This window comes from Lysobacter sp. Soil_N_51 (genome assembly GCF_057655755.1).
Map to the genome: position 1 here is coordinate 187,927 of NZ_JBDGLR010000006.1, position 25,261 is coordinate 213,187.

The 25,261-nt window shown below is 67.8% G+C and carries 23 protein-coding genes; 17 read left to right on the plus strand and 6 right to left on the minus strand.

Features of this window, described 5'->3' with window-relative positions; translation table 11 throughout:
• Nucleotides 1–92 precede the first annotated feature (92 nt).
• The 3 genes from AC3A4T_RS12795 to AC3A4T_RS12805 are packed head-to-tail and all read left to right on the plus strand — an operon-like array spanning nt 93 to nt 4,017.
• Complete coding sequence (locus AC3A4T_RS12795; protein ID WP_487675734.1) at nt 93–2,390, plus strand: TonB-dependent hemoglobin/transferrin/lactoferrin family receptor; 2,298 nt, start codon at nt 93–95, stop codon at nt 2,388–2,390.
• A gap of 2 nt (nt 2,391–2,392) precedes the next feature.
• Entirely contained in the window at nt 2,393–2,971 is a 579-nt protein-coding gene (locus tag AC3A4T_RS12800; RefSeq protein WP_487675735.1) for a Hemin transport protein, read from the plus strand.
• A 56-nt stretch (nt 2,972–3,027) separates the two neighbouring features.
• Nucleotides 3,028–4,017, plus strand: coding sequence for a DUF6607 family protein (locus AC3A4T_RS12805; protein WP_487675736.1), 990 nt, complete (start codon nt 3,028–3,030; stop codon nt 4,015–4,017).
• Between the two features lie 417 nt (nt 4,018–4,434).
• On the opposite strand, the gene AC3A4T_RS12810 is transcribed toward AC3A4T_RS12805, so the two are convergent.
• Genes AC3A4T_RS12810 through AC3A4T_RS12820 form a run of 3 tightly spaced genes read right to left on the minus strand, consistent with a single transcriptional unit; the run spans nt 4,435 to nt 7,273 of the window.
• Nucleotides 4,435–5,757 (minus strand): PDZ domain-containing protein, encoded by a 1,323-nt coding sequence (locus AC3A4T_RS12810; RefSeq protein WP_487675737.1) that lies wholly within the window; start codon nt 5,755–5,757, stop codon nt 4,435–4,437.
• A 30-nt stretch (nt 5,758–5,787) separates the two neighbouring features.
• Nucleotides 5,788–6,744 (minus strand): hypothetical protein, encoded by a 957-nt coding sequence (locus tag AC3A4T_RS12815; RefSeq protein WP_487675738.1) that lies wholly within the window; start codon nt 6,742–6,744, stop codon nt 5,788–5,790.
• Nucleotides 6,737–7,273, minus strand: coding sequence for an RNA polymerase sigma factor (locus tag AC3A4T_RS12820; RefSeq protein ID WP_487675739.1), 537 nt, complete (start codon nt 7,271–7,273; stop codon nt 6,737–6,739). The genes AC3A4T_RS12815 and AC3A4T_RS12820 overlap by 8 nt, the downstream gene beginning before the upstream one ends.
• Nucleotides 7,274–7,449: 176 nt before the next feature.
• Between AC3A4T_RS12820 and AC3A4T_RS12825 the strand changes: the two genes are divergently transcribed.
• From AC3A4T_RS12825 to AC3A4T_RS12855, 7 genes are all read left to right on the plus strand, one after another.
• Nucleotides 7,450–8,421 (plus strand): SPFH domain-containing protein, encoded by a 972-nt coding sequence (locus AC3A4T_RS12825; RefSeq protein WP_425494661.1) that lies wholly within the window; start codon nt 7,450–7,452, stop codon nt 8,419–8,421.
• Between the two features lies 1 nt (nt 8,422).
• The gene (locus AC3A4T_RS12830; RefSeq protein WP_036114547.1) at nt 8,423–8,863 is read left to right on the plus strand and encodes an NfeD family protein; all 441 of its coding nucleotides are present in this window, start codon (nt 8,423–8,425) and stop codon (nt 8,861–8,863) included.
• A gap of 60 nt (nt 8,864–8,923) precedes the next feature.
• Nucleotides 8,924–9,418 (plus strand): hypothetical protein, encoded by a 495-nt coding sequence (locus AC3A4T_RS12835; RefSeq protein ID WP_487675740.1) that lies wholly within the window; start codon nt 8,924–8,926, stop codon nt 9,416–9,418.
• Between the two features lie 286 nt (nt 9,419–9,704).
• Entirely contained in the window at nt 9,705–10,841 is a 1,137-nt protein-coding gene (gene gcvT, locus AC3A4T_RS12840; RefSeq protein WP_487675741.1) for a glycine cleavage system aminomethyltransferase GcvT, read from the plus strand.
• Between the two features lie 10 nt (nt 10,842–10,851).
• Nucleotides 10,852–11,475: a DsbA family protein gene (locus AC3A4T_RS12845; protein ID WP_487675742.1), complete on the plus strand. Its 624-nt coding sequence runs from the start codon at nt 10,852–10,854 to the stop codon at nt 11,473–11,475.
• 212 nt (nt 11,476–11,687) lie between these two features.
• Entirely contained in the window at nt 11,688–12,083 is a 396-nt protein-coding gene (gcvH, locus tag AC3A4T_RS12850; RefSeq protein WP_036114531.1) for a glycine cleavage system protein GcvH, read from the plus strand.
• Nucleotides 12,084–12,265: 182 nt separating this feature from the next.
• Nucleotides 12,266–13,456 carry a hypothetical protein gene (locus AC3A4T_RS12855; RefSeq protein WP_487675743.1) on the plus strand — a complete coding sequence of 397 codons (1,191 nt, stop codon included), beginning with the start codon at nt 12,266–12,268 and terminating at the stop codon, nt 13,454–13,456.
• Here the strand turns inward: AC3A4T_RS12855 and AC3A4T_RS12860 are convergent.
• Nucleotides 13,453–13,740: a hypothetical protein gene (locus AC3A4T_RS12860; RefSeq protein ID WP_487675744.1), complete on the minus strand. Its 288-nt coding sequence runs from the start codon at nt 13,738–13,740 to the stop codon at nt 13,453–13,455. The genes AC3A4T_RS12855 and AC3A4T_RS12860 overlap by 4 nt on opposite strands.
• Before the next feature lie 176 nt (nt 13,741–13,916).
• On the opposite strand from AC3A4T_RS12860, the gene AC3A4T_RS12865 reads away from it, so the two are divergent.
• Together AC3A4T_RS12865 and AC3A4T_RS12870 are read left to right on the plus strand one after the other, a co-directional pair.
• Entirely contained in the window at nt 13,917–14,378 is a 462-nt protein-coding gene (locus AC3A4T_RS12865; protein WP_487675745.1) for a hypothetical protein, read from the plus strand.
• 652 nt (nt 14,379–15,030) lie between these two features.
• Nucleotides 15,031–15,564 (plus strand): SRPBCC family protein, encoded by a 534-nt coding sequence (locus AC3A4T_RS12870; RefSeq protein ID WP_487675746.1) that lies wholly within the window; start codon nt 15,031–15,033, stop codon nt 15,562–15,564.
• 131 nt (nt 15,565–15,695) lie between these two features.
• Here AC3A4T_RS12870 and AC3A4T_RS12875 read toward each other — a convergent pair whose 3' ends face one another.
• The gene (locus tag AC3A4T_RS12875; protein ID WP_487675747.1) at nt 15,696–17,096 is read right to left on the minus strand and encodes a serine hydrolase domain-containing protein; all 1,401 of its coding nucleotides are present in this window, start codon (nt 17,094–17,096) and stop codon (nt 15,696–15,698) included.
• A gap of 289 nt (nt 17,097–17,385) precedes the next feature.
• Entirely contained in the window at nt 17,386–18,975 is a 1,590-nt protein-coding gene (locus tag AC3A4T_RS12880) for a GMC family oxidoreductase (protein ID WP_487675748.1), read from the minus strand.
• Between the two features lie 334 nt (nt 18,976–19,309).
• Between AC3A4T_RS12880 and AC3A4T_RS12885 the strand changes: the two genes are divergently transcribed.
• From AC3A4T_RS12885 to AC3A4T_RS12905, 5 genes are all read left to right on the plus strand, one after another.
• Nucleotides 19,310–20,698: an NTP/NDP exchange transporter gene (locus AC3A4T_RS12885; protein ID WP_487675749.1), complete on the plus strand. Its 1,389-nt coding sequence runs from the start codon at nt 19,310–19,312 to the stop codon at nt 20,696–20,698.
• On the plus strand, nt 20,695–21,600 hold the full coding sequence (locus tag AC3A4T_RS12890; protein ID WP_487675750.1) for a metallophosphoesterase: 906 nt from the start codon (nt 20,695–20,697) through the stop codon (nt 21,598–21,600). Before AC3A4T_RS12885 ends, AC3A4T_RS12890 begins: the two co-directional genes overlap by 4 nt.
• Before the next feature lie 470 nt (nt 21,601–22,070).
• On the plus strand, nt 22,071–23,453 hold the full coding sequence (locus AC3A4T_RS12895; protein WP_487675751.1) for an NTP/NDP exchange transporter: 1,383 nt from the start codon (nt 22,071–22,073) through the stop codon (nt 23,451–23,453).
• The gene (locus tag AC3A4T_RS12900) at nt 23,450–24,577 is read left to right on the plus strand and encodes an SDR family oxidoreductase (RefSeq protein ID WP_487675752.1); all 1,128 of its coding nucleotides are present in this window, start codon (nt 23,450–23,452) and stop codon (nt 24,575–24,577) included. Before AC3A4T_RS12895 ends, AC3A4T_RS12900 begins: the two co-directional genes overlap by 4 nt.
• 200 nt (nt 24,578–24,777) lie before the next feature.
• Nucleotides 24,778–25,128, plus strand: a complete 351-nt coding sequence (locus tag AC3A4T_RS12905) for a DUF1304 domain-containing protein (RefSeq protein WP_056117278.1) — start codon at nt 24,778–24,780, stop codon at nt 25,126–25,128.
• Nucleotides 25,129–25,261 lie beyond the last annotated feature (133 nt).

The window sequence follows — 25,261 nt, forward strand, 5'->3', positions numbered from 1 at the left end:
CTCCCAGGCTGCCAGCCCTGTCCTGCAACGAAGTCTTTGCATCGGACGCCAGCCCGCCTCGGTCCAAAACCCATACAACCGAGTCCGACTGCATGTCCCGCGTCCTGAGTGTTGCCGCGCGTCCGCGCGTTTTCCCTGTCGTCCCCGCGCGTTCCGCGCTGGCCCTGGCGTTGCTGCTCGCGCTGCCGGTCGCCGCGCTCGCCGCCGATGCGCCCGCGCCCGACGGTGCCGACGTCAACGAACTCCAGCGCGTGGTGGTAAGCGCCACGCGCACCGAGCGCGCGGTGCAGGACGTGCCGGCCACGGTCAGTGCGATCGACCGCGAGCGCATGGACAACGAGCTGACCCGCAACATCAAGGACCTGTTCCGCTACGAGCCCGGCATCGTCGTGGGTTCCAACCGCGAACGCTTCGGCCTGGGCGACATCCGCATCCGCGGCCTCGGCGGCAATCGCGTGCGCGTGCTGGTCGACGGCATCTCGGTCTCCGACAGCTTCAGCATCGGCAGCTTCTCCAACGCCGGGCGCAATTTCGTCGATCTGGACACGGTCAAGGAAGTCGAGATCGTGCGTGGCCCCAGCAGCGCGCTGCATGGCTCCGATGCGCTCGGCGGCGTGGTTTCGTTCGTGACCAAGGACCCGGAGGACTACCTCAAGGACGGCGCCAACACCTACTTCGGCCTCAAGCTCGGCGTCGAAAGCCAGAACGACGGCCTGTACGGCGGCGCCACCGCGGCGTTCGGCGGCGAGCGCTGGTCGGGCCTGGTCGTGGTCAATCACCATCAGGGCCAGGAAACCGAGAACCAAGGCAAGCGCAACAGCCTCGACGCCAGCCGCACCACGCCCAACCCGCAGGACAGCGACGGCCGCAGTCTGCTGACCAAGCTGGTGTACGCGCCCAGCGACAACCAGCGTTTCCGCCTGACCGTGGAAGGCAGCGAAGACCAGACCGACACCGACGTGTTCACCGCGCGCGGCACCGCGCTGTCGATGCCGGGCGCGCCGGCGGTGCGGGTGTTGTCGCAGACCGGCAACGACCACCAGACCCGCGCGCGGGTCGCGTTCGCGCATGAAATCGATGCGCTGGACAGCGCCTTCGCCGATTCGCTGCGCTGGCAGATCTACCGCCAGGACAGCGAGACCACCCAGCGCACCCGCGAGCAGCGAGTGAGCGTGGTCGGCGGCCGCGAGATCAGCCCGACCCTGCGCCTGCGCGAATTCAACTTCGACCAGCGCGTGTACGGCGCCGAAGCCACCGCGCACAAGGGCTTCGCCACCGGTTCGGTCGAGCACACCCTGACCTACGGTTTCGAATACGAAAACACCGAGTTCCGCCAGAAGCGCGACGGCCGCGCGATCAACCTGACCACCGGCGCGAGCACCAACGTGATCTCGCCCGATACCTTCCCGGTGCGCGATTTCCCGGTCAGCAAGACCCAGAGCGCCGGTGTGTTCGTGCAGGACGAAATCCAGTTCGCCGACGGCGCGTTCCGGCTGGTGCCGGCGGTGCGCGTGGACCGTTACGAACTGCGTCCGCAACGCGATGCGATCTTCACCGCCGATAACCCCGGCGTGGTCGTCAGCGACCTGAGCAAGACCAGCGTGTCGCCCAAGCTCGGCGCGGTCTGGCACTTCTCGCAGGACTGGTCGGTGTACGGCGGCTACCAGCGCGGCTTCCGCGCGCCGCCCTACAGCGACGTCAACCTGGGCTTCACCAATCTGCAGTTCGGCTACACCGCGATTCCGAATCCGAACCTCAAGCCCGAGACCAGCGACGGCTACGAACTGGGCCTGCGCTTCAGCGGCAAGGCCGTGTATGCGCAGCTGTCGGCGTACTACAACGACTATAAGGACTTCATCGAGTCCAACCGTCAGGTCAGCGCGCCGCCGCAGACGCCGTTGATCGTGTTCCAGTCGCAGAACGTGGCCAAGGCGCGCATCCGCGGCGTGGAACTGCGCGGCGGCGTCGACTTCGGCGAGTTGTCGCCGGCCTGGGCCGGTTGGTCGCTGCGCGGCGCGGCGGCGTACAGCAAGGGCGAGGACAAGACCGCCGATCGTCCGCTGGAATCGATCGCGCCGTTGACCGCGACCCTGGGCCTGGCCTACGACCGCGACGAGTGGGGCGTGGAACTGGCCGGCCGCTTCGCCAAGCGCAAGAACGATCTGCCGGCGCCGAACCGCTTCGCCGCGCCGGGCTACGGCGTGCTCGATCTGCTTGCGCACTGGAATTTCGCGCCGGGCGCCAAGGTCAACGTCGGCGTGTTCAATCTGGGCGACAAGACCTATTGGGACGCCGGCGACCTTCCGGGCATCGCCGCGACCAGCACCGTGATCGACCGCTACAGCGCGCCGGGCCGCAACGTCGGCGCCAGCGTGTCGGTGAGCTGGTAAGCATGCGCGCGCCGTCGTCGATCGCGAACCCGCCCGAACGCGCCGGCCTGCCGGCGCCGGAACGGCTGGCCGCGGTCGCGACGGTGTTGTGCCTGTACCCGCGCCGTCATCGCGACGCGCTCGACGGCTGGCTGCAGGCGGCCAGCACCGAGCGCATGACCCGCCTCGACGGCGAGTCCTCGTGCGAAGCGCTGGTGTTCCGCAACGCCGCCGGTCGCGTGTGCTGGCGGTTGTATCTATTGCCCGACAGCGATTTCCTGGCCTGGGACGACGCCGCGGCGAAGTTGCCGATGGTCCAGGGCGCGGACGCCCGCGGCGGCGCCTGGGCCGGACTGCGCCGGCGCTGGCTGCGTCGCCTGCGCGGGCGCTGGCAGGCCGAAGTGCTGCGCTTGCACGTGCTGCGCGACGACGCCGGGCATTGCATCCTCGTCGCCGACACCGCCGAACTGTCGCCGCTGGGACAAGCGCATGCGCGTCGCATCGCCGGCGGCGAAGGCGCGCGCCTGCAGACCCAGGCCCACGTGTGCTGCTGCATGGCCTCGCGCCTGAGCGACGAGGCGCGACCGGCGCAATTCGCCTGATCCCCGATCCCCTCCTTTCCTTTTATATAGCCAACCGAGAAGCATCGAGTTCAGCCATGACCCAACCCGTAATCCGCGCCAGCGTGCTGGCCCTTTGTCTGTGCGCCAGCCCGATCGCGCTGGCCCTGTCTCCCGTCAACGCCGCTGTCTCGACCGAGCGCGACCGCGCTTCGATCCTGGCCATGCAGGGCGAGTACATCGTCGATTTCGCTTTCGACGAAACCGTGCTGCTCAAGCCGAACTACGAACGCGCCCCGGCGATGCGCAGCGGCGGCAACGAGACCGTGATCGTGGTCGAGGACAGTCCGCGCCGGATCGTCCTGCAGCACATCCTGGTCGACGGCAAGAGCGGCCACGTCACCAAGCACTGGCGTCAGGACTGGGTGTTCGAAGCGCCGCAGCGTTTCGAATTCAGCGCCGACCAGACCTGGCACGTGCGCAAAATCCCGGCCGAGCTCAATCGCGGCGCCTGGACCCAGTGCGTGTATGAAGTCAGCGATGCGCCACGTTACTGCGGCACCGGCCGCTGGGATTACCGCAACAACGTCGCCACCTGGACCAGCGATCCGAGCTGGCGTCCGCTGCCGCGGCGCGAGTACACCAAGCGCAGCGACTACAACGCGGTCGCGGCGATCAACCGCCACACCCTGACCCCGAACGGCTGGACCCACGAGCAGTACAACACCAAGGTGCTGCGCAAGCCCGACGGCACCCAGGAAGAACTGGCGCGCGAGTTCGGCTTCAACGATTACGTCAAGACCAAGGACGTCGACTTCAAGCCGGCGTACAAATACTGGGCCGCGACCAAGGATTACTGGGCCAAGGTGCGCGCGCACTGGAACGTGTATCTGGACCAGGCGCCGGGCGTGCAGCTCAAGACCAAGGTCGATGGCATGGCGATGATCATCCCGCTGTTCGAACAGGCCGGAAAGTTGGAAGAAGGCAAGCCGGTGGCCGACAACGAGATCGACGCGGTGTTCGCCAAGTGGGTGGTCAAGGCGCCGGCGGATTCGGCGGGTCCGGAGCAGTCGCCGCCGGCCAAGTGAGTCGTGGAGGTTGCCGTAGTTGCCGTGGTCCGAGTAGCGATCGAGGCTGCGATTACGTCGCTGACCTATTGCGATCTTGGTGTTGTGCGTGTCTCGACGCATGGCGCCTGAGGTCGTATTCGAGCTGATAAAAAAGGCCGGGCAGCGATGCCCGGCCTTTTAATTGCGTTGACGTAGATTGTGTTGGCGTTCTTACAGACGAGTGGTGTGCGGTAACGCGCGCAATCCAGTTTCGCCGACACGGGTCGATTCGCGGTCGCGGCTTGCGCCGCTCCTACAGTCTGGAATGGTAATCGCGCCGTAGGCCGACTGTAGGAGCGGCGCAAGCCGCGACCGCGACACCCGCTTACGACGCAACTTCACCGACGCGTCCGGCCATCATTCGCTCGCCAATCACTCGCTCCGACAGCGTCCGCTTCAATCGACGCGAGTCGCCCCGGCCTGTCCGGTCGACGCCCACACCGGCGCCGCAGGTGCGACCGGTGCCGCGCCCGGCGCGGGCAACAGCAAGCCGTGCGGAGGTGCCGGCGGCGGCGGCGGCGCGGGAGGAGCCGGCGGAACCGGCGCGTCAGGCGCAGCCACCGGCGCGGGCGGCGCGGGTGGCACCGGCGCCCTCGGCGGCCTCGGCGGAGCGGGAGGAGCCGGCGGCGGCGGTGGTGGGGCCCAGGCGATCGCCTTGGGCACCTTGATCGTGCTCTTGGCCTTGGCGCGATCGCGCAGATACGCCACTTCGACCTGACCGCCGTCGGGTTTGCCGCGCAGGGCCGCCATCGCTTCGCGCGGGCTGTCGACTTGGCGGCCGTCGATGCTCTGGATCACGTCGCCGGCTTCCAGGCCCTTGAGCTCGGGACCGGCGCTGAGCACCAGCACGCCGCGCTGCGCGCCGAAGTAGCGGCCGAGCTTGGCGTCGACCGAGGCCAGGTTGAGGCCGTTCCAGCGCAGCGCCTCGCTGATCGACGGCAGCGGGCAGGGTTTGTTCTTGCAATCCGCGTTCAGACGGATGATCTCGCTGTGCATGCGCGGCGCCATCATCGGCTCGGCCGCGATGTATTCGATGCTGTCGGCGGAGATTTCCGAGCCGCCATCGCGCCGGCGCCGGACCACGAGTTCGCCGTTGGTCACGAACTGCGAGCCGTCGTCGTTCTCGAACACCATGACCCGCTCGCCGAGCTGCGGCGTCGCGGTCAGGCTGGCCGGCTTGCCGTCGCGCTGATAGCGGATGCGCACCGGCTTGCCCGGTTCGAGCACGCCGAGCAGCGCGCGCGCATTCGCCAGCCGGGCCGGGCCGTCGGCGCCGGCGATGCTCTTGTCGCCCACGCCGAGCAGCGAATCGCCGCTACGCAGGCCGGCCTTGGCGGCGGCGCTGTCGGGCGTGACCGCGACGATGCGCACGCCGGCTTTTGCGTCCGGCGCGAGGATCACGCCAAGTTGCGGCCCGCGCACGTCATCGCGGATCAGGGTCGGTTTGGTCACCGGATCGGGCAGCGCGCCCGGTTCGCTGCGTTGGCGCGGATAGGTCTGGGTGAACTGGCGTGCCTGGGCGAACTGGCGCGATGCGGCCGCATCGCCGCGGCTCACGAAGTAGTAGCTGTGCACCCGGGTCGGGGCGGCTGTGGCGGTCGGCGGCGCGGCGTCGATGGCGCCGGCGTTGTTCGGATTGTCGTGCGCGAGCGCGCTGCCGATTGCCGCGGCCAGCAGCAGCGGAAGCGTACGGCGCAAGTGGGTGATGGCGCGGGCCATGTCGTTCTCCGGTACGGCGGTGAAGAGGAATCAGTCGACGCGCACCAGCGCGTCGTCGTAGCGTTCGCCTTGCGCGGCGAACCAGCGTTGCGTGCTTTCCACCCCGGCCAGCGCGCGCAGCGTGCCGACGCGCTGTTGCCACAGCGACAGGCGTTGCGACGCCGGCAGCGGCGCGGAAATCAGGGTGGCATCGATCAGGCCCAGGCGCTGGTCGAGTTCGGAACTCATGACCGCCGCGGTGGCGCTGGCCACGCGGTCGTCGCGACTGGCGGCGATCAGCGCTTCCAACTGCGCCGACTGCGCCTGCAGTTCGCCGATGCGTTGAGCGATCGCGTCGCTGTCGTTGTTCGCGAGCGCTTGCGGCGTCGGCGCGGTTTCGTTCGCGGCCAGACGCGTCGGCGCTTGGCGTTCGCGGGTTCCGGGCGATGCGTCGGGTTGCGGTTTGGCGGTACGCGGTGCGGGCTTGTAAGCGTTGTTCGATGGGTTCGGCGTGGTGGCGATCTCGCGATCGGTCGCGCGGTCGGTTGCGTGGTCGGCCACGCGATCGGTGTTGCGCTCGCCGAGGTCGGCCAACGTGCCAGCATCGGGCGACGCTTGCGTCGACGGCGGCGGCTGCGCAATCACCTGATCGGGCGACGGGTTCTGGCTGTGCGCGACCTGCGCCGGCTGCGTCGCCGGCGTGATCGGATCGGCGCCGCGCTGGCTCAGCCACCACGCCAGCGGCAGCGCCGCGGCGAGCATCGCCGCCATCGCCCAGCGGCGGCGGTGCGGTACGTGGCGACGCGTGACCGTCATGCGACCGGTCGCGGGCAATGCGGTCGATGCCGTGTCGCCGGCCGGCGGCGCGGCGTTCGCCGCGGACGCCAGGCGCGCGGCGACCTGCGCCCAGCCGTCGGCCGGCGGCGTTTCCGCCGGCAACTGCGCGAATGCGGTCGGCCAGTCCCGCGGCGCGGCGCCGCGCGGGTCGGGAAGGTTTCGATCAGGCATGGGCCTGCTCCGGTTCCAGCAACAGGCGCAGGCGGCGCGAGCCGCGCGCGAGTTGCGATTTGGAGAAGCTCGGCGTGCGTTGCATCAACGTCGCGATCTCCTCATGGGTATAGCCCTCGGCGTGGTACAGCCACAGCACGCTGCGGGTCGGCGCCGGCAACTGGGCCAGGGCGCGGCCGAGCGCGGCGGCGTCGGCGGCGGCCGGTGGCGGCGGCAGGCGGTCGTCGGCCAGGTGTTCGTCGTTGGGTTCGACCGCATGCTCGTGGCGGCGCTGACTGCGCAGCCGCATCAGCGCCTCGTTGACCGCGATCTGGCGCAACCAGCCCCAGAACGGCGTGCCGCTGCCGTCGAGGTGGCCGCGGAAGTCGCCGATCCGCGTGAGCACTTTCAACATGGTCTCCTGCAGCACGTCGGTGGCCTCGTCGCGATCGCCGGCGATCCGCATCGCCAGGGTGAACACCGGCCGTTCGAACCAGCGGTAGATCTGCTCGAACGCCGCGCCCTCGCCGTTGCGCGCGCGTGCCAGCAACGTCTCCGGGACGTCGATGGCGAAGCTCGACAGCGGCCGCCCCGATGAGGGGGCGGGCAGCGGAGCGGGCGGGGGCGCTGGGGTGGTTTCGGCTGGCATTCGAATACAAGGATGCGCCAAGGGCGTGAAGGGTCGCAGGCACCCGCACGGCCTATACTGACGGCCTCGGACGAGGCATGGAGGGGGAGTTCATGGGAACGTTTCTGGCGATGGTGGTGGTGTTCGCGGGCGTGATCCTGCTGTTCAAGACGGTGCGCATGGTGCCGCAGGGTTATCAGTGGACCGTCGAGCGCTTCGGCCGCTACACCCACACCATGGACCCGGGTCTGCATTTCCTGATGCCGGTGATCTACGGCGTCGGCCGCAAGATCAACATGATGGAGCAGGTGCTGGAAGTCCCCAGCCAGGACGTGATCACCAAGGACAACGCGGTGGTCAAGGTCGACGGCATCGTGTTCTTCCAGGTGCAGGACGCGGCCAAGGCGGCGTATGAAGTCGCCACCTTGGAAATCGCGATCCTCAACTTGGTCATGACCAACATCCGCACCGCGATCGGTTCGATGGACCTGGACGAGTCGCTGTCCAAGCGCGACGAGATCAACACCAAGGTGCTCAACGCGGTCGATCAGGCGACCCATCCGTGGGGCCTGAAGGTCAACCGCATCGAATTGAAGGACATCCAGCCGCCGCGCGATCTGGTCGACTCGATGGCGCGGCAGATGAAGGCCGAGCGCGAGAAGCGCGCGAATATTCTCGAAGCCGAGGGTTTCCGTCAGGCCGCGATCCTCAAGGCCGAGGGCGAGAAGCAGTCGGTGATCCTGGAAGCCGAGGGCGAGAAGGAAGCCGCGTTCCGTCAGGCCGAGGCGCGCGAGCGCCTGGCCCAGGCCGAAGCCAAGGCCACCGAGGTGGTGTCCAACGCGATCGCCTCGGGCAATGTGCAGGCGATCAACTACTTCATCGCGCAGAAATACATCGAGGCGTTCAAGTCGCTGGCCGAAGCGCCGAACCAGAAGTTCGTGATGATGCCGATGGAATCGGCCGGCATCATCGGCTCGCTCGCCGGCATCGGCGAACTGGCCAAGGAAGCGCTCGAGCGCCAGCCCAGTCGCGCGGCCGGCGCGCCGCCGCCGTTGCGCAGCGGAGGCTGACATGGCCTGGACCTGGCAGACCGTAAGCTGGGCCGCGATCGCGATGCTGCTGTTCGCGGCTGAGGCGCTGGCGCCCGGCGCATTCATGCTCTGGCTCGGCTTTGCCGCCGCGGCGGTGTTCGCGCTGTCGATGGTGTTCCCGGGCCTGACCGTGCTGGCGCAGGTCGCGGCCTTCATCGTGTTGAGCTTCGCCTCGATCCAGGTCTACCGCACCTGGTTCCGCGGCCGCGAGCGCAAGAGCGACCAGCCCTTGTTGAACCGTCGCGCCGAGCAGTTGATCGGCCGCGTGGTGGTGCTCGAACGCGGCATCGTGCAGGGCCGCGGCCGGGTCCAGATCGCCGATGCGTTCTGGGACGTGACCGGGCCGGAGTTGGCCACCGGCACCGCGGTGCGGGTGATCGGTACCGACGGCATGACCTTGCAGGTCGAACTGGCGGGCTGACCCATGACGACCGTGCGCGCCGTGACAACGAGCTTGCGCGCATCGGCGATGGTGTTCGCAATGCTGCTGGGGGTCGCGCCGGCTTCGGCCGGCGGCCCGCAACGCGGCGACGACTGGATCGGCAAGGTCGTGCCGCCGTTTCCGGACGGTTTCAAATCCAACACCGGCGGCTGCGTCGGCACCGGCCGCAGCGCCGAGCAGATCTGCGCGCGCAGCATCGGCACGATCGACGACCACGAGGACCGCTCGCTGAAGTTCTACGCCGCCGAACTGGTCGGCCGGATCGGCAACGAAGCGCGCTGGAAGATCACCGACGTAGTGCCGTACCCCAAGCTGCTGCGCGGCGAGCGGGTGTCGATTTCGACCTGCATGATCGACGGCATCAGCGACCCGGGCGTGATCGCGATCATCGACACCCTGGTCGAAGGCGCGGCCGCGCGCGAACGCTTCGACGCCTCGCGCTGGGCGGTGCGGCTGGACCGGCGCAAGGGCCGTTTCGTCGAGGTCAAGCCAACCGAAGTAAGCTGTTACAACGAAGGCGCCGAAGAAGAATAGAGTCGGCCGCGCCAAAGCGCCCACCGCGAATGCCCGAAGCCTCGTTGCTCCGGCAGACCTTTTGTGGGGAGCTTGAGCCCCGACGCTTTTCTTTCAGCACAACAAGCACCTTCAAGACAGCGCCGCGACCTGAGCGAAAAGCGTCGGGGCTGAAGCTCCCACCCACAAAAGACCTCGCAGCTGCGCGGCGCCACCATTCGCCCGCGTACCGAACCCCAGTAAATACGCGCGCAGCGCGCTTCTGGAATAATCACCGGCTCAAACCCCCACGAGCAGGCAGCGCCCCATGAGCCAGAAGACCATCCTCAACGACGCCCACCGCGCACTCGGCGCCAAGATGGTGGATTTCGGCGGCTGGGACATGCCGATCAACTACGGCTCGCAGATCGAAGAGCACCATCAGGTGCGCCGCGACGCCGGCATGTTCGACGTCAGCCACATGACCGTGGTCGACCTGCGCGGCGCGCGCGTGCGCGAGTTCCTGCGCCGCCTGGTCGCCAACTCGGTCGACAAGCTGCAGAAGTCGGGCAAGGCGCTGTACACCTGCATGCTCAACCCGCAGGGCGGGGTGATCGACGACCTGATCGTGTACTTCCTCGACGAAAGCTATTTCCGCCTGGTGGTCAACGCGGCCACCCGCGAAAAGGATCTGGCGTGGATCGGCGAGCAGGCCAAGGCGTTCGACGTGTCGGTGAGCGAGCGTCCGGAGCTGGCGATGATCGCGGTGCAGGGCCCGAACGCGCGCGACAAGGTGGTCGGCCTGCTGCGCGAGGAGGATCGCGCGCGGATCGGCAAGCTTGGCAAGTTCGTCGCCGGTGATGCGCAAACCACCGACGGCATCGCGCTGTTCATCGCCCGCACCGGTTACACCGGCGAAGACGGTTTCGAAGTGGTGGTGCCCGAAGACCGCGCGGTCGCGCTGTGGGACGCGCTGCTCGCCGCGGGCGTCAAGCCGGCCGGTCTGGGCGCGCGCGATACCCTGCGCCTGGAAGCGGGCATGAATCTGTACGGCCAGGACATGGACGACACGGTTTCGCCGTACGAGGCCGCGCTGGCCTGGACCATCGCCCTCGACAGCGGCGCCGACGGCGCGCCGCGCGACTTCATCGGCCGCGGCCCGCTGGAACAACTCAAGGCCACCGGCGCCGCGCGCCAGATGATCGCGCTGGTGATGGACGACAAGGGCGTGCTGCGTCACGGCCAGAAGGTGCTGACCGCGCATGGCGAAGGCGAGATCCTGTCGGGCACGTTCTCGCCGACGCTGAACAAGTCGATCGCGTTCGCGCGCGTGCCGGCCGGCGAGATCGCGCTGGGCGCCGGCGGCAACGTGCGGGTCGACATTCGCGGCAAGGAAGTGCCGGTGCGGGTGGTCAAGTTCCCGTTCGTGCGCGACGGCCAGGCCCAGGACGGCGTACTCGTCTGAGGCCGCGCGCATGCCCCGCATCGATTACTACTTCAGCCTGATCTCGCCGTACGCCTACCTCGGCCACGCGCCGCTGCTCGCGGCCGCGCGCGAGGCCGGCGCGACCCTGGTCTACAAGCCGGTGCGGATCTTCGAACTGTTCGAGGCCAACGGCGGCCTGCCGCTGGGCCAGCGCGCGCCGGCGCGCCAGCGCTATCGCCTGATCGAGTTGCAGCGCGCGCGCCAGCAACGCGGCGTGCCGTTGAACCTCGCGCCGAAGTTCTTTCCGGTCGACCCGAGCCTGGCCGACCGCTGCGCGATCGCGCTCGATCGGCAGGGCCGCGATCCGTCCGCTTACATGGATGCCGGGTTCCGCGCGGTCTGGGCGCACGACCGCGACCTCGCCGATCGCGACACCGTCGCGGGGCTGTTGCGCGATGCCGGTCACGATGCCGATGCGACGCTCGCCACCGCCGACGGCGAGGAGGTCGCCGCGATCTATCGCGGCAACACCCGCGCCGCGATCGCCGCCGATCTGCCGGGCCTGCCTGGCTATGTACTCGACGGCGAACCGTTCTGGGGTCAGGACCGGGTCGAAGCGCTGCGCGAGGCGCTGCTCACCGGCCGCGAACCGTTCACGGCGGATGCCGGTTGAACGTTTCGCCGTTCGCTCCCGGACGTGTTGCGGCGCGAGGTAAAGTTCCGGCGCGACGCCGTCTTGCGTCGCTTACTTGCGGCCCTTCCTCAAATCCCGCAACCCGATTCGCGCTTTGTGCTCCCGCTTTTGCGTTTACCCCTCCCACAGCGGCCCGGCATCGTTAAACTACGCGCCATTACCCGCCGCTCCCGCAACGTTCGAGGCCAGCCATGAGTGAAATCCCCGGCGATCTGAAGTTCATGAAATCCCACGAGTGGGCCCGCGTCGAAGGCGACGGCAAAGTCACCGTCGGCATCTCCGACCACGCCCAGGGCTTGCTCGGCGACTTGGTCTACGTCGAACTGCCCAACGTCGGCGACCGCGTCGAAGCGGGCAACGCCAGCGCCGTGGTCGAGTCGGTCAAGGCCGCCTCCGACGTCTACGCGCCGGTCTCCGGCACCGTGACCGCGGTCAACGCCGCGCTGGCGGACAAGCCGGAAACGATCAACGAAGACGCCTACGGCGAAGGCTGGATCTACACCGTCGAGATCGACGAACCCGACCAGCTCAACGAACTGCTCGCGCCCGACGACTACGCCGAGCTGCTCGAAGAAGACGACCACTGAGTCACCCACCGCGGCCGGCAACGGCCGCGGTCCACGGGGAGCGCAGGACCGGCCCGCGATCGCGGTGCCCGGGACTCGCTCCCCGTTTCGTTTGTGGCGACGCGCTTGCCGACGCGGCCGACACGACCTCGATCGCGCCGCGCCGGTCGACACGAAGCCCGATCGCGAAGTGCGAATCCGAAGTGGCATCGCCGCGCGCCGCGGCCGGACGCGACCACGGCGACGAACATTCGGGCGCCGCGCCGGTCCGCCCATGCGCGCGGCGAGCGGCGGTCGAAGCGGCGTCCGCGATGTGCCGGCGGCGCGCGGTTGCGATCGTCTCGATGAGGATCCGATCGGGCGTTTGCGCCTCGTGCCGGCTCGGCGCAAGCCATCGACAACGCATCGCGCATGCATTCGACGAGGCATGCGCGTTCGCGCGAATCGCGAAAAACTCCGGTGATTTTCATCGCGATGGTTTGGCCTGTGGCGCTCGTCGCACGATCGCTGCCGCGTTGCACGCGATCTCGTCGCGCGCGCCGCGAACGGCCGACCCAGCCCAGCCGATCCCGACGACGCGATCGCGACGAGCATCGATCCGGCAGTGCGCGATCGCCGCCTGCAGGCGTGCAGGTCTGGTGAAGGACGACGCTACGTGCCGAGCCGACGCACCGCCACGCGATTTATCGCGGCGCCACTTTCGCGTGGCGCTTGCCGCGATGCGAGCGCGGCGGTGCGGCGACTCGGCGCAAACGCACGCGCGCGCGGCGGACGGTTCGGCGAACGCGCCTCGCCTTTGTCCGCCCTCACCGGAGTTTTCGCCGACAGGTAAAAACGTTTCCAGCGCGCGCTCGTCCGAGTACGAACGCGATGTGCGCGGGAGGCACGCGTCGGCGTTCGAGACCGACGAACGGTCGTGTCGGCTGCGCCGCGAGCGCTCGCGCATCGTCGCGTCGCGGTCGGCGCGTTCGCTCGCCTTCGTCGTGTCGCGAACGGCGCGCTCGCCCGCGTCGACGACCGTCGCGGCGGTCGCGAGCGCCGCTCGCGGCGGAAAAAAGTTCGCGCACTTTCGCGCAGTCGGGCTTGTGCGACGCGAAATCGGCGGCCGTCGCGGACAGGAATTTTTTCTTCCGGTACAGGTCGTCGGAATCGTTCGCGACGCGCTTCGCGCGCGACGCGCGCGTGTTGGAAAAACCGCGAACAAAAAACGCGAGCGCGCTGAAAGCCGCGCCACGCTTGGGTTTCAGCGACGTCGAACGAAACACGCATCGAACGCGTCGATGCGCGCGCGCGTTTTCGAAACGCGCGCGCGGCGTCGTCGGCGCGGCGTTCCGGGCGAGCGGCCGGAAAAAAAAATAGGCCGGGTTGTTGACAGTCATAAAAAGCGTGATTAGGTTTCGCCCAGCAGACGTTTCCTGCAGACGAGAGTGAGAAAACCAAGCGCGACAACACGCAGCACAAAACGGACCTCCGCCTGGACAGTCAAAACGGTGGACGTTGGGTTCGCTTCCTCTGCAGAAATGTTGGCCACGCTCTCTCCGCCGATGACATCCAAAACCTTGATGACATCGCTGACGACCTGCTTCTTGCAACCCGGTTCGCGTTCGGCGCCCCGGGTTTTTGTTTGGCCGCCCCTTTCCGCGGCCTGCTCCGTCCGCCTTTCCGGCGGACGCGCCATCGGTCCCGCCGCGCTTGCGGCCGGGCGCGATCCCCGATCCGTTCCGGCGCGCCCAGCGCGTCGGCGGTTGCACGCGGGTCCGACTCCCGCGGCTCTGCCAACACAGAGTTCCTTTGAACTGGGCTTACCGCACTACCACTGATCATTCCTGATCATCACTGACGAGGAGCCATCACATGGCCGTTAAGAAAGCTGCTAAGAAGTCCGCCGCCAAGAAAGCGACGAAAAAGGTCGCCAAGAAGGCCGGCGCTAAGAAGGTCGCCAAGAAGGCCACCAAGAAGGCCGCCAAGAAGACCGTGAAGAAGGCTGCCAAGAAGGCCGTCCGCAAGACCGCCAAGAAGGCCGCGAAGAAGGCGACCAAGAAGACCGCCAAGAAGACTGCTAAGAAGGCGACCAAGAAGACCGCCAAGAAGGCTGCTAAGAAGGCGACCAAGAAGACCGCCAAGAAGGCTGCCAAGAAGGCGACTAAGAAGACCGCCAAGAAGGCCGCCAAGAAGACCGTGAAGAAGGCAGCCAAGAAGACTGCCAAGAAGACCGCGAAGAAGGCCGCCAAGAAGGCCCCGAAGAAGGCCGCCAAGAAGGCCCGCAAGCCGAAGGCTACCGCAGCGCTCCCGGCGACCCCGGCTCCGCTGATCTAATAAGAAACACCCGATTGCCGTAATCCAGCTCTCCTCCCGCAGCCCAGGCGGGAGGAGAGTTTTTTATTTGTGGCGGGTCGCGGGGCTTTCGAGCCGCAGGCTCGCGCCGCGATGAGCGTCCGGCGATTGGCCTTGGTCGGGCTCGCTCTGGGTGGGTGTCGAGCGCGCAGTGTTCATATCCTGCCGCACGGCCGCGATGTCATGTCGTCCGTCGCTCTCTAAATATCCTCCGGTCCGTGGCGCGCCCGCGTGGTCTCGGCTGCCGCGTTGCGGCGTCCATGGGGCCTGGTCGGATGACGCTGAAGTCTCTGGATCCCCGCCTGCGCGGGGATGACGGAGTGGGGGAGGCTTCGTTGCTGACCTGTCGGCGCTTCGTTGCGGGTTTCCCAAAGTCGCTGGATCCCCGCGTTCGCGGGGATGACGGGTGGGCGAGGGTTTCGTGGTTGGTGTGTCGGCGCTTCGTTGCGGGGGAGCGGACTCGCCGCATCGTTCACCCAAACTCACCGGCCCGTGACTTCGGTCGCCTGCCTCTCGTCGGCAAGTCGGGGCGTGCACGCTCGCGTCGCGGCGGCCGGCGGTAGGATCGGCGCAAAGCTGGTCGCAGCCGATCATCCAACCGCATCCAACTCGCACCTGCCATCGGGGGAACACCATGAAAGGTTTGTTCAAGGGACTGCTTTATCTGGTCGTGCTGCTCGCGGCGGTGTTCGTGGTCGGCGGTTTCCTGTTGCCGGCGAGTACGCATGTCGAGCGGTCGATCTCGATCGCGCGGCCTCCGGGCGAGGTGCATGCCTTGCTCGATTCCTACAAGCGCTTCAACGAGTGGTCGCCGTGGTTCGAGCTGGAGCCGAGCGCGAAGTACAGCTACAGCGGGCCGGAGTCGGGCGTGGGCGCGGCGATGGCCTGGGAGGGCGACAAGGTCGGCAAGGGCGCGCAGCGCATCACCGAGTCGGTGCCGCAGCACAAGATCGTCAACGCGCTCGACTTCGACGGCACCCAGGCCACCGGCACCTTCACCTTGAAAGGCGAAGGCGACGGCACCCGCGTGACCTGGGCGCTGGACAGCGAGCACGGCAACAACCTGGTCTCGCGCTGGTTCGGCCTGCTGCTCGACCGCATGGTCGGCAAGGATTACGACAAGGGGTTGGCGAAGCTCAAGCAGGTGGCTGAGAGCGGGGATTCGTGATTGGGGATTCGGGATTCGAAACCGCAAAAAAGCAAAGGCCCGCGATCAGCGGGCCTTTGTTGTTAGATCAGGCATCGAGACGCCTGCTTCTGCTTTGCCAATCTCGAAATCCCGACTCTCGAATCCCGGCTTCACCGCGGCGCCGCGGTCGCCTTCTGCGCATTGCTGCCACTGACCTCGCGGCTCGGGGTCACGCCTTCGGAGGCGTACAGGCTCGGGTCGTCGAAGCCGTCGACGTCGAGCCAGCGCTGGGTCGGCAGGCCGATCGCGCGGTCGAGCAGGGTCGGCAGCATGCCGGTCGGCAGGCCGCTTTCGCTGTTCCACAACACCGCGATACCCAGGTCGCGCTCGGGCAGCAGCGCGACCATGCCGCGATAGCCCTGCACCGCGCCGGCATGGAACACCACGCGGTGGCCGGCGTAATCGAACACGCGCCAGCCCAGCGCATAACCGGCCGTGCTCAGGCGCTGGCGGCGCCAGCTCGAGCCACGGATTTCGGTCGGCGTATCGACCAGCGGTTGATGCAGGGTCGCGAGCAGCGGCAGCGGCAGCACGTCGGTGCGATGGCCGGTCTGGGCGATCAGCCACTGCGCCATGTCGCTGGCGCTGGCATTGATGCCGGCGGCCGGCGGCAATTGGTAATAGGTCGGCTTCGGCGTCACCGAGGCCCAGCCGCCGCGCGCGCGCACGTGCGGCTTGGCCCAGCGCGCGCTGGCGGTGATGCCTTCCAGGCCCAGGCTCGCATCGTTCATGCCGAGCGGCTTGAACAAACGGCGCTGGACCTCTTGGCTGTAGAAATCGCCAGTGGCGGCGAACACCACGTCGCCGATCAGGCTGAAGGCGATGTTCTGGTAGCCGTAGCAGGTGCCGGGCTGGCAGGCCATCGGCGCGTACGCGAGTTTCTGGGTCAGCACGCGATAGTCGGCGTAGTTTTCCAGGTCGCGGTCGTAGGTGTTGTGGGTCAGGCCGACCCGGTGGCTGAGCACGTCGGCGACGGTGAGGCTGCGCGCGGCGGTGGGATCGACCAACTGGAAGCCCGGCATGTAGTCGACGACCTTGCTGTCCCAACGCAGGGTGCCGTCGTTGACCAGCAGGCCGGTCAGGGTGCCGGCGAAGCTCTTCGACAGCGAGGCCAGGCGGAACACGGTGTGGGCGTCGATCGGCTCGGCGTTGCGTACGTCGGTGATGCCGTAGCCGCGCGCGCTGAGCACCTGGCCGTTGTGGACGATGGCCATCGCCATGCCCGGAATGCGTTGCTCGGCGACCAGGGCTTGCGCCATGGCTTCGAATTGACGGACGTCGAAATCGGTCGACAGCGGCTGCACCTGCGGATTGAGGTGCTGCGGCGCGGCGCTCAGGCCCGGCAGGGCGGTGCCGTCGTAGCCCTGCGCGCGCGCGACCGGCTGGGACGGTGCCGGCGTTTGCCAACGTAGCGAGGTCTGCGCGGTCGAACCCAGGGTCATGGTCAGCAGGGCCGCGAGCGTGCCCAGGCGCCAGGGGTTGAGTGAGCGTCGGGAAGAGGTGCGTTTCATCGCTCGCAGCGCCTGGTTAGCCGGGGTCGATCCGATTCTAGCGCCGATCTCAGGGAGTTGTGCAACAACCGCATTCAGGATTCTGATTTTGCAGGGATTAATGGGTGGGGCGGGAATCGGGAATCGGGAATTGGGAGCTGTAAAAGCCACACCGTTGGCGCGTCATTTCAGCCCTTTGGCGGGAATCGGGAATCGGGAATCGGGAATCGGGAATCGGAAAAGCAGCGCCACGCGCATGCTGCGGCTCTTGCCCTTCCGATTCCCCATTCCCCATTCCCGATTCCCGGCTTCACCGCCCGCGAATCAGATCCGAAGCGCGCTCGGCGATCATGATGGTCGGCGCGTTGGTGTTGCCGCCGATCAGGCTCGGCATCACCGAGGCGTCGACCACGCGCAGGCCCTGGACGCCGCGCACGCGCAGTTGCGAGTCGACCACCGACGCCTCGTCGTCGCCCATCCGGCAGGTGCCGACCGGGTGATACACCGACTCGGCTTTGGCGCGCACGAATTCGATCAGCTCGGCGTCGCTCAGGTCGCTGCGGGCCGGGAAGATCGGCGCGCCGCGGTAGGGGTCGAAGGCTTTCTGCGCGAACAACGTGCGCGAGAGCTTGGCGCACTCGAGCATCATCTTCAGATCGAAGCCTTCCGGGTCGCTGAGATAGTTGGCGTGGATGCGCACCTTGTCGCCGGCGCTGGCGCTGGCCAGATCGAGGTGGCCGCGGCTGCGCGGACGCAGGAAGCAGGCGTGCGCGGTGTAGCCGTCGCCGGCCAGGCGGTGGCGGCCATGGTCGTCGAGCATCGCCGGCACGAAATGCAGTTGGATGTCGGCGCGGTCGTCCGGCGCGAGCGCCGAACGCACGAAGCCGCCGGCCTCGGCGAGGTTGCTGCTGCCGGGGCCGCTGTGCCCGCGCAGGTAGTAGTCGAAGGCGACGCGCAGGTCGCCGGTGCGGTCGTAGGTGATCCGCTGGGTCGAGTGCTGCAGGGTGCACACGTCGAGATGATCCTGCAGGTTGCGGCCGACCTGCGGCGCATCGTGCAGCACCTCGATGTCGTGCCTGCGCAATTCATCGGCCGGGCCGATGCCCGACAGCATCAGCAACTGCGGCGAATTGAGCGCGCCGCCGCTGAGCAGCACCTCGCGCACCGCGCGCTGGTGATACGAACGCCCGCCGCTGCTGTAGACCACGCCGGTGGCGCGGCCGTTGTCGATGCTGATGCGGGTGACCAGCGCGCCGGTGACCACGTGCAGGTTGTGCCGCTCGCGCGCCGGGTCGAGATAAGCGACCGCGCTGGAGCAGCGCGCGCCGTTTTTCTGGGTGACCTGGTAGAAGCCGAAGCCTTGTTGCTGCGGTCCATTGAAGTCGGTGTTGCGAGCGAAACCGGCCTGTTGTCCGGCCTCGATGAACACGCCCGACAGCGGGTTGGTGTAGCGCAGATCGGACACGTACAGCGGACCCATGCTGCCGTGCAGCGCGTCGTCGCCGCGGCTGTTGCGTTCGCTGCGGCGGAAGTAGGGCAGCACGCCGTTCCAGTCCCAGCCGCTGGCGCCGGCCGCGGCCCAGTCGTCGTAGTCGCCGGGCACGCCGCGGATGTAGCACATCGCGTTGATCGAGCTCGAACCGCCGAGCACGCGGCCGCGCGGCCACCACAGGGTGCGGTTGTCGAGCTGCGGTTCCGGCGCGGTGTCGTAGTCCCAGTTCACGCCTTTCTTGTTGACCAGCTTGGCCAGGCCGGCGGGCATGTGGATGAACGGGTGCAGGTCGCGCGGGCCGGCTTCGATCAGCAGCACGCGCGCGTCGGGATCTTCGCTCAGGCGGTTGGCGAGCACGCAACCGGCCGAGCCGGCGCCGATGATGATGTAGTCGAACTCGGTGGGCACTGGCGATTCCCGCAGGCGCGCGGCGTGTGTCGTCGCGCTGACGGGGCGACCGTAAGCGCCAAAACTAGAGCAAATGCTCCCAACATCCCGGTCGGCGGGAATCCCGCCCGATGCCGTGGTGGCGATATGCGACGCCTTGGGCTACCGTGCCGGCAACCCGCATGGCCGCATTGTTGGCGCCGCGGGCGGCGAGCGGTTCGATGCGGTCACGCGCATCGCGCCGCGCCGCCATCGACAGGCAATACCCGCGCGACCCGCCTTACCCAGCACGACCGCACAGCACGACCCCCGCAAAGCCGGCGGCCCGCCGGCGCTGTACTCACGGAGCGACGGAATGTCGGCAGTTCAAGGCGCCAGCCTGCCCTCCGGGCGAGTGCATAGCGGAGAGTGGCGCGCGGTTGCGTTCTCGGTGGGCTATTTCTTCTGCGTGCTGACCGCGTACTACGTGATCCGGCCGTTGCGCGACCAACTCAGCGGCGCGGTCGGCTCGACCCAGTTGCCGTGGTTCTACCTGGCCACCTTCATCGCCACCCTGGCGCTGACGCCGGTGTTCTCCGGTCTGGTCTCGCGTTATCCGCGAAGGGTGGTGGTGCCGCTGGTGTACGGCTTCTTCATCGTCTGCCTGCTCGCGTTCATGCCCTTGTTCGGCGAACACGGGCCGCTGAGCGCGCGCGCATTGGGCACGGTGTTCTTCGTCTGGATCAGCGTGTTCAACCTGTTCGTGGTGTCGGTGTTCTGGAGCTTCATGACCGACATCTGGAGCGAGGGCCAGGCGCGGCGATTGTTTCCGGTGATCGCGGTCGGCGGCACGGTCGGTTCGCTCGCCGGTCCGGTGCTGACCCGGGTGCTGGTCGACCGGATCGGGGTGGCGCCACTGCTGATGGTGTCGGCGGGGCTGCTCGGCCTGGCGCTGGTGTTCGTGACCTTGCTCGGGCAGTGGTCGCGCGTGCACGGCACGCGTCGGCACGAGGCCTCGCACGAGGCGGCGATCGGCGGCGGCATGCTCGACGGGCTCAAGCAGATCTTCTCCAATCCGTTCATGGCCTCGATGGCCTTGCTGCTGTTGCTCGGCGACTGGATCGGCACGGTCAATTACGGTCTGGTCGTGGATTATTCCAAGGCGACCTTCACCGACGCGGTGGCGCGCACGCGCTTCGCCGCCGATCTGGACCTGATGACCAACCTCGTCGCCCTGACCATGCAGGTGTTGATCACGCCGTGGCTGTTGTCGCGGCGCGGCGCGGCGTCGGTGATCGGGGTGTGGTCGGTGGTGACGGCGGCGTTTTTGACCTTGACCGCGATCGTCGCCGACGCGCACGCGCCGCTGACCGAATTGTTTCCCGCCTATGGCGCCTTGATCGCGATGCTGCCGGCCGGGATGGCGGCGACGATCGCGCCGATGCCGGCGGTGGCGATCACCTTGGTGATCAGCCGTGGGCTGGCCTATGGCATGGTCAACCCGGCGCGCGAAAGCCTGTTCACCAGCGCCGCGCGGACCCTGCGCTACAAGGGCAAGAACGCGGTCGATACCGCGTTTTGGCGGTTCGGCGACGTGACCGTGGCGACCACCGTGGTCGCGTTGCGCAGCGTCGGTGTCGGCGTGGCCGGGCTGGCCGGCATCAGCGCGGCGGCGGCGGCGGGCGCGGGCGTGATCGGTTGGCGGGTCGCGCGCTGGGTCCAGCGCAACAACGCGGCGGAGCGTCGCGAGAGCACGGCGGCATGAGGCGCGATTGGCGGCCGTGGCCGCGCCAGCAATGGCTGCAACGGGTGCTGGTCACGCTGGTGCTGTGCGCGGTCGCGTGCCTGGCCTGGGGATTCTTCTGGGAACCGCGGCAGTTGATCGAGCGCGACTACGAATTCGCCCTGCCGCATTGGTCGCAAGGATGCGAAGGCCTGCGCGTGGACGTGATTGCCGATGTGCATACCGGTTCGCCGCACAACGGCCTGGACAAGCTCGATGAGATCGTCGCCAGACTGGTCAAAAGCGACGCGCAGGCGGTGCTGATGGCCGGCGACTACGTGATTTTGAGCGTATTGGGCGGTACCTATATCTCCGCCGACCAGATGGCGCCGCACCTGCGCCCGCTGACCGCGCGCAAGCCGGTGTATGCGGTGCTCGGCAATCACGATTGGTGGAAGGACGGCCACAAGGTGCGCGCGGCGCTGGAAGCGGCCGGGGTGATCGTGCTCGAAGACCAGGCCGTGCAGACCCGGCTGGGCCACTGCCGCGTGTGGATGGTCGGCATCGGCGACAAGTGGGAAACCTCGCACGATATCGGCAAGGCCTTCGCCGGCGTTGTCGACGACGCGCCGGTGATCGCGCTGACCCACAACCCGGACCTGTTCCCGGACATTCCGGCGCGCGCGTCGTTGACGATCGCCGGCCACACCCATGGCGGCCAAGTGAAACTGCCGTGGATCGGCACGCCGGTGCTGCCGGCCGACCAGCGCTACGCCGGCGGCTATCTGATCGAACACGGCAAACACCTGTTCGTCTCCACCGGCATCGGCACCAGCATCCTGCCGGTGCGGTTCGGGGTGCCGCCGGAGATTTCGCGGTTGCGGTTGAAGGCGGCGAGCCGGTCGGTTCGTGAGCGCGAAGCCGCGCAGGGTTCGATTCGCTGAGGCGAGCTGCGTACGGTGGGACTGATTTGGCCGCTGTGGCGGCCGGCGCAGGACGCGGCCGCTGCCGATCCAGCTGATCGGCGGCGTATCTCTCAGTTCGTCATTCCCGCGAAAGCCCACTTTCGCGGGAACGACGATAGGGAAAGTCGGCGCTACTTGCGACAGCGGGGCGACGACGGCAACCGCGTGACGCAAGACAGTCGAGAGCGCACCGCACCGCCAGGTAAGACAAGTGTGAGCGATCCGCACGGCCATGCCACGCGAAGCCCGAGCGACTGCAACCCCGCTCACCCCCCATGCCGAAGGTTGGGATGACCATCCGCAGAGGTCGGCGCCGGGCGACGGCGCTAGTTTGGGTGGGGCAACGGGAGCGGCATGATGCGCGAGCCATGCGGGCAGGGCGGGGAGGCGGACACTGACGTCGCGGGCGATGCGCGGCGAATCTCGTGCGCGTGCTGTCGGGTTGCCGCATGAGCCGCGTGAACGCCGCGCACGACCACGACGCCGCGCCCGCATCCAACGCGCCGCTGTGGTGGTCGCTGCTGTACTTCTTCTGCCTGCTGTGCGGCTACTACGTGCTGCGTCCGGTCCGCGACGCGATGGGCGCGTCCAACGATGCCGCGACGGTGTTTCCGCACCCGATGATCGCCTGGGCGCAGTCGCACGGCTGGCAGCTCAAGGACTTCGTGCTGCAGGTGCTGTTCACCGCCACCTTCGTCAGCATGGTGCTGCTGCAGCCGGTGTACGGCGCGCTGGTCGCGCGGTTTCCGCGGCGGGTGTTCCTGCCGGTGGTGTACGTGGTGTTCATCGCCTGCCTGTTCGGTTTTCACTGGGCCTTCGACAGCGCGGTGCCGGGACGCGGCATGGTGTTCTTCGTCTGGATCGCGCTGTTCAATCTGTTCGCGGTGACGGTGTTCTGGAGTTACATGGCCGATGTGTTCGACGACGCGCAGGCGCGGCGGGTGTACGGCTATATCGGCGCGGGCGGCACCGCCGGCGCGGTGATCGGGCCGGTGCTCACCCAGAAGCTGGTGCAGCCGTTGGGGGTCGCGAATCTGCTGCTGGTTTCGATCGCGTTCCTGGCGGTATGCGTGCTGTGCATCGTGCAACTGCGGCCGTGGGCGATGGCGCGCGAACGCCGGCAGGGGCAGACCAGTGGCGAAGCCGCGATGGGCGGTTCGGTCTGGGCCGGGCTCAAGCTGGTATGGCAGCGGCCGGTGCTGCGCGCGATGGCGGTGACCTTGTTCTTCAGCGTCGGCGCGGCGACCTTGCTCTACAACCAGCAGGCGGCGATCGCGCGCGAGTTCTACCCCAGCGCGGTGGCGGCGACCGCGTACTTCGCCCGCATCGACAGCGCGGTCAACGTGCTCGCGATCCTGACCCAACTGCTGCTCACGCGCTGGCTGCTGAACCGTCACGGCGTCGCGCCGGCCTTGCTGATGCCCGGCTTGACCTTGCTGCTCGGTTTCGGCGTGTTGCTGGCTTCGCCGGTGCCGGTGATGGTCGCGATCGTGCAGGTCCTGCAGCGCGGCAGCGAATTCGCCTTGGCCAAGCCCGCGCGCGAAACCTTGTACACGCGCATGGATCGGCCGTCGCGCTACAAGGGCAAGGCGGTGATCGACACCGCGGTGTTCCGCGGCACCGACCTGGCCTTCGCCTGGGTGCACAAGGGCGTGGCCCTGTTCGGCACCCAGGCGGTGTTCGCCGCCGGCCTGCTCGCCGCGCTCGGCATGACCGCGGGCGCGTGGAGCATCGTGCGCGCGCAGCGCCGGCTGCCGGGCGCGCGGCCGTCTTCCGAATTTCCGTCTTCCGACCCTTCTTCCGAACAACCACCTGCACGAGGTGAATCATGAGCATCAGTCGCCGCGAGTTCCTCGCCGCCGCCGGCGCCGGCGCGGGCCTGCTCGCGCTGCCGTCGTCCGCGCGCACCATCCTGCAACCCAAGCCGCGCAAGCTGCTGGTGCTCGGCGGCACCGGTTTTCTCGGCCCGCACTTCGTCGAGATCGCGCGCAAGCACGGCCACACCCTGACCTTGTTCAACCGCGGCAAGACCAATCCGGATAAATTCTCCGGCGAGCAGTTCGCCGACATCGAGCAATTGCATGGCGATCGCAAGAGCGACATGAAGGCGCTGGAAGGCGATCGGCAATGGGACGCGGTGCTGGACACTTCGGCGTACCTGCCCGCGGACGTGACCCGTTCGGCCAAGCTGCTGGCGTCGCGGGTCAAGCAGTATCTGATCGTATCGACGATTTCGGTCTACGCCAACAACGATGCGCCGAACGACGAAACCTCGCCGCTGGCGGTGCTCGCCAACCCGAGCGTCACCGAAGTGACCGGCGAAACCTACGGCGGGCTCAAGGCGTTGTGCGAGCAGGCGGCCGAACGCGAATTGCCGGGGCGCACGACCGTGGTGCGTCCCGGCCTGATCGTCGGCCCCGGCGACAACAGCGACCGTTTCACGTATTGGCCCGCGCGCGCCGATCGCGGCGGCGAGATCCTCGCCCCCGGCAGCGCCGCCGACCCGACCCAGTTCATCGACGTGCGCGATCTGGCCGCGTTCCTGCTGGCGACGATGGAACACGACCGTTTCGGTATCTACAACGCCGACGGCGCGCCCGGTTCGCTGACCATGGGCGCGTTGCTGAGCGAATGCCAGCGCGCCGCCAAGGTCAAGTCGAGCGTGACCTGGGTGCCGGCGGATTTCCTAGAAGCGCAGAAAGTATCGGCGTGGCAGGACATGCCGGCGTGGATTCCCGCGCGCGGCGAGTACGCCGGATTCGGCCGCACCTCGGTGGCCAAGGCGCGCGCCGCGGGCCTGCAACAGCGCCCGCTGCGCGAGACCGTGCGCGCCACCCTGGACTGGTGGCGCGCCCTGCCCGAAGAACGCCGCGCAAAGCCGAAAGCCGGCATCGCCGCCGTGCGTGAAACCGAAGTCCTGAAGGCCTGGCACGACAGCAAAAAAGCCAAGACCTAAGCGAAGTCACGTATCCCACTGTAGGAGCGGCGTGAGCCGCGACCACGCCACCGCACAACCCGGCGCTACCACCACGAGGCCGACATCGTTCCGATATCGGCCTCACCTCACACATCGTCCAGCAACGTCCCGAACCCCCGCCACCGCCCCATCCAAACCCGTATGCTTGCGCGAATCCACTCGCGCAAGGAACCCGACCGATGCATTGGCTCACCATCGTCCTGATCGCTTTGGTCGCGTTGCTGCACCTGTACTTCCTGGTCCTGGAGATGTTCCTGTGGACCAAGCCGCTGGGCATGAAGGTGTTCCGCAACACCCCGGAAAAAGCCGAAATCACCCGCGTGCTCGCGGCCAATCAAGGCCTGTACAACGGCTTCCTGGTTGCCGGCCTGGTGTGGGGCTTGGTCTGCGCGCGAATCGATGTGGCGACCTTCTTCCTGGCCTGCGTGGTGGTCGCCGGCGCGTACGGCGCGGCCACGGTCAGCCGCCGAATTTTTTATGTGCAGGCGGTTCCGGCGCTGGCCGCGCTCGCGGCGTTGTGGTGGTTGTGATTCGCGGCGCCGACAGACACCGCTGAAGCCGTCGCCCGATCCTCTTGTTCGGATCCCGCCACTCGATCTTGTTTCGCGTACGGCGTCACGAAACGACATGCACAACGGCTAAACTGGTCCGATCCACGCGGGC

Coding starts and splice junctions, on each gene's coding strand:
- AC3A4T_RS12795 (WP_487675734.1), top strand. CDS start 93: ATGTCCCGCGTCCTGAGTGTTGCCGCGCGTCCGCGCGTTTTCCCTGTC.
- AC3A4T_RS12800 (WP_487675735.1), top strand. CDS start 2,393: ATGCGCGCGCCGTCGTCGATCGCGAACCCGCCCGAACGCGCCGGCCTG.
- AC3A4T_RS12805 (WP_487675736.1), top strand. CDS start 3,028: ATGACCCAACCCGTAATCCGCGCCAGCGTGCTGGCCCTTTGTCTGTGC.
- AC3A4T_RS12810 (WP_487675737.1), bottom strand. CDS start 5,757: ATGGCCCGCGCCATCACCCACTTGCGCCGTACGCTTCCGCTGCTGCTG.
- AC3A4T_RS12815 (WP_487675738.1), bottom strand. CDS start 6,744: ATGCCTGATCGAAACCTTCCCGACCCGCGCGGCGCCGCGCCGCGGGAC.
- AC3A4T_RS12825 (WP_425494661.1), top strand. CDS start 7,450: ATGGAGGGGGAGTTCATGGGAACGTTTCTGGCGATGGTGGTGGTGTTC.
- AC3A4T_RS12830 (WP_036114547.1), top strand. CDS start 8,423: ATGGCCTGGACCTGGCAGACCGTAAGCTGGGCCGCGATCGCGATGCTG.
- AC3A4T_RS12835 (WP_487675740.1), top strand. CDS start 8,924: ATGCTGCTGGGGGTCGCGCCGGCTTCGGCCGGCGGCCCGCAACGCGGC.
- gcvT (WP_487675741.1), top strand. CDS start 9,705: ATGAGCCAGAAGACCATCCTCAACGACGCCCACCGCGCACTCGGCGCC.
- AC3A4T_RS12845 (WP_487675742.1), top strand. CDS start 10,852: ATGCCCCGCATCGATTACTACTTCAGCCTGATCTCGCCGTACGCCTAC.
- gcvH (WP_036114531.1), top strand. CDS start 11,688: ATGAGTGAAATCCCCGGCGATCTGAAGTTCATGAAATCCCACGAGTGG.
- AC3A4T_RS12860 (WP_487675744.1), bottom strand. CDS start 13,740: ATGGCGCGTCCGCCGGAAAGGCGGACGGAGCAGGCCGCGGAAAGGGGC.
- AC3A4T_RS12865 (WP_487675745.1), top strand. CDS start 13,917: ATGGCCGTTAAGAAAGCTGCTAAGAAGTCCGCCGCCAAGAAAGCGACG.
- AC3A4T_RS12870 (WP_487675746.1), top strand. CDS start 15,031: ATGAAAGGTTTGTTCAAGGGACTGCTTTATCTGGTCGTGCTGCTCGCG.
- AC3A4T_RS12875 (WP_487675747.1), bottom strand. CDS start 17,096: ATGAAACGCACCTCTTCCCGACGCTCACTCAACCCCTGGCGCCTGGGC.
- AC3A4T_RS12885 (WP_487675749.1), top strand. CDS start 19,310: ATGTCGGCAGTTCAAGGCGCCAGCCTGCCCTCCGGGCGAGTGCATAGC.
- AC3A4T_RS12890 (WP_487675750.1), top strand. CDS start 20,695: ATGAGGCGCGATTGGCGGCCGTGGCCGCGCCAGCAATGGCTGCAACGG.
- AC3A4T_RS12895 (WP_487675751.1), top strand. CDS start 22,071: ATGAGCCGCGTGAACGCCGCGCACGACCACGACGCCGCGCCCGCATCC.
- AC3A4T_RS12900 (WP_487675752.1), top strand. CDS start 23,450: ATGAGCATCAGTCGCCGCGAGTTCCTCGCCGCCGCCGGCGCCGGCGCG.
- AC3A4T_RS12905 (WP_056117278.1), top strand. CDS start 24,778: ATGCATTGGCTCACCATCGTCCTGATCGCTTTGGTCGCGTTGCTGCAC.